The sequence below is a fragment of the Bradyrhizobium sp. SHOUNA76 genome, from assembly GCF_023006445.1.
In the GTDB taxonomy this organism is placed as follows: domain Bacteria; phylum Pseudomonadota; class Alphaproteobacteria; order Rhizobiales; family Xanthobacteraceae; genus Bradyrhizobium.
On the sequence record NZ_JALBHA010000821.1, the window covers coordinates 1 to 1,708 of the forward strand.

1 protein-coding gene and 1 pseudogene are annotated in these 1,708 nt (G+C 66.0%); one reads left to right on the forward strand and one right to left on the reverse strand.

Annotated features, from left to right (window positions below; translation table 11 throughout):
• On the forward strand, positions 1 to 755 hold a 755-nt coding region (locus tag MOV74_RS37520), incomplete at its 5' end, for a GNAT family N-acetyltransferase (protein WP_246932481.1).
• Between the two features lie 180 nt (positions 756 to 935).
• Here MOV74_RS37520 and MOV74_RS37525 read toward each other — a convergent pair.
• Positions 936 to 1,708 (reverse strand): annotated as a pseudogene (locus MOV74_RS37525) (lipopolysaccharide biosynthesis protein); the annotation flags it as partial.

Sequence of the window (1,708 nt, forward strand, 5' to 3'; positions counted from 1 at the left end):
TGCTCGCGCTGACGCAGCAGCCGCTGCGCTGGCACGACCAGCAGAACCCGTTTGCGCTGCTGCCGCGACAGAGCGCGATCAACGGCTGCCCGCAGCTGGTGATGGAGCCGGGCGGGCCGCCGGCATCGCGGATCAGCAATTCCTTCCGCCGCCGCCTCAAGAGCAAGGAAAAGAAGCTCCAGGCCCTCGCCGGCTATCGCTATCATCTTGCCACGTCAGACGCTGACATCACGCGCCTGCTCGACTGGTTCTTCCGCGTCAAGCCGGTGCGAATGGCGGAACAGAAGCTCCCGAACGTCTTCGCCGAGCCCGACGTCGAACAGTTCGTCCGCAGCGCCTGCCTTGCGCCGCGCGGTGAAGGCCACGTCATCGACATCCACGCGCTCGAATGCGACGACGAAGTGATCGCGATCTTCGCCGGGGTCGCCGACGGCGAACGCTTCTCGATGATGTTCAACACCTACACGATGTCCGAGCACGCCCGCTACAGCCCCGGCCTGATCCTGATGCGCTATATCATCGATCGCTACGGCGAGCGCGGCTACCGCTCGCTCGACCTCGGCATCGGTTCGGACGATTATAAGCGGATGTTCTGCAAGGACGACGAAGAGATCTTTGACAGTTTTGTTCCGCTGACCTCGCGCGGAAAACTCGCGGCGATGGCGATGTCCTCGCTCAGCCATGGCAAGCGGCTGGTGAAGCAGAACCAGATGCTATTCGACCTGGCGCGACGGCTGCGGCAGGCGTTCGGGTAAAACCTCTCCGCGAACGTCGAGATCGTAGGGTGGGCAAAGCGACTTGTCCGCCGTCGCTCGAAGAGCGAAGGCGGAAGCGTGCCCACGTCGTCTGTTACTGTATTGGATAGGTGGTGGGCACGGCGCTTCGCGCCTTTGCCCACCCTACGATTCCGTGTGCGCGGAAAAAGAACGAAAAGCCTACGCCGCCACCACGCGCGGCGCGTCCACCGCATCCGAAGCCTGCACCGGCTTGCTCAGCATCGTCACCTCGCTGAAGCCGACCGCCCTCAGCTGCTCGCACATCAGCGTGCGCGCATCCGGTGCCATCGACACATCGGGCACCACGACGGCGCGGGCATGCGCCGTCAGCAGCTCGGCCGGAAGGTCTGAGGCGCTCCCGGCGTCGATCAGCACGTGATCGTAGGCGCGCAGCAGCGCGTCGATGGCGAGCGTCACCCGCGGCGATTGCAGCAGGCTACGGTCGAAGCCGGGACGGCCCGCCATGACGAGATGCAGCCGCGACAGCTTGTCCCGGGTGATAACTTGCGCGAACGACGCCTCGCCCTGCATCAGCTCGGCAAGGCCGGAAGCCGAAGCATCGACCGACACCGCGGCGATCGTCGGCGAGGACGCGGCGAGATCGACCACGACGACGCGCGCCTCGCGCGCCAGATGCCGGGCGAGCGTCAACGTCGACAGCGTGATGGCTTCGCCGGCCGCGGTACCGAGCACCGTGATCTTCTTCGCCGCAGCGCCGGCGGCAAGCAGGCTGTCGGCGAGACGCTCGATCTCGGTGAATTCGGTGACGTCCATATCGGTCGTCATCTCCGGCTGGAGCGGCGCGGGCTCTGCCAAAGCGGGATCGATGCCAGGATCAACGACGGGAGCGACGGTCGGCTGGACCTTCACTTCTTGGCGCATCGGCGCTTGCGCAGGGAGCACCGCCGCCACGGCGCGCGGCGCGGTCTGGC